Below are 417 nucleotides of genomic sequence, written 5' to 3' on the forward strand. Positions count from 1 at the left end.
GGTTCGTGCGCCTGCAGGATGGCGAGCTGAGCGCGCAGGAACGTCAGCGTTTCGAGGCCTGGCGCGCGCAGCGGCCTGAGCATCGATATGAGTTCGATGTGCTGCAAGGTCTGTGGAACGCAGCGGACCTGCTGCCCAAGGTCCGGCTGCAGGCCCTCGGCGATGCGCCGATCGAGCGCCCCCTGCGCCGCGCCGTGCTGCGTTATGCACTGGCTGCCAGCGTGGTCGCCGTTGCGCTGGGCCTGGGATTGTTCCTTACGCTCAACCAGACGAAATCGTACAACGCTGAGTTCACCACGCGCCTGGGTGAGCATCGCCAGGTGACCCTGCCCGATGGCTCGTTGATTGACCTCAACAGCCGCAGCGTGGTGGCGGTGCACTACGAACAGGGCAACCGCGGCGTTGAGCTCAAGCAGG

1 protein-coding gene is annotated in these 417 nt (G+C 65.7%); it reads left to right on the forward strand.

The features are described 5' to 3' along the window. Positions 1 to 417 (forward strand): FecR/PupR family sigma factor regulator (locus AC0L20_RS39995; protein ID WP_473295667.1); only part of this gene is annotated, 417 nt, incomplete at both ends.

The sequence above is a fragment of the Bradyrhizobium sp. Kon58 genome (genome assembly GCF_055807455.1).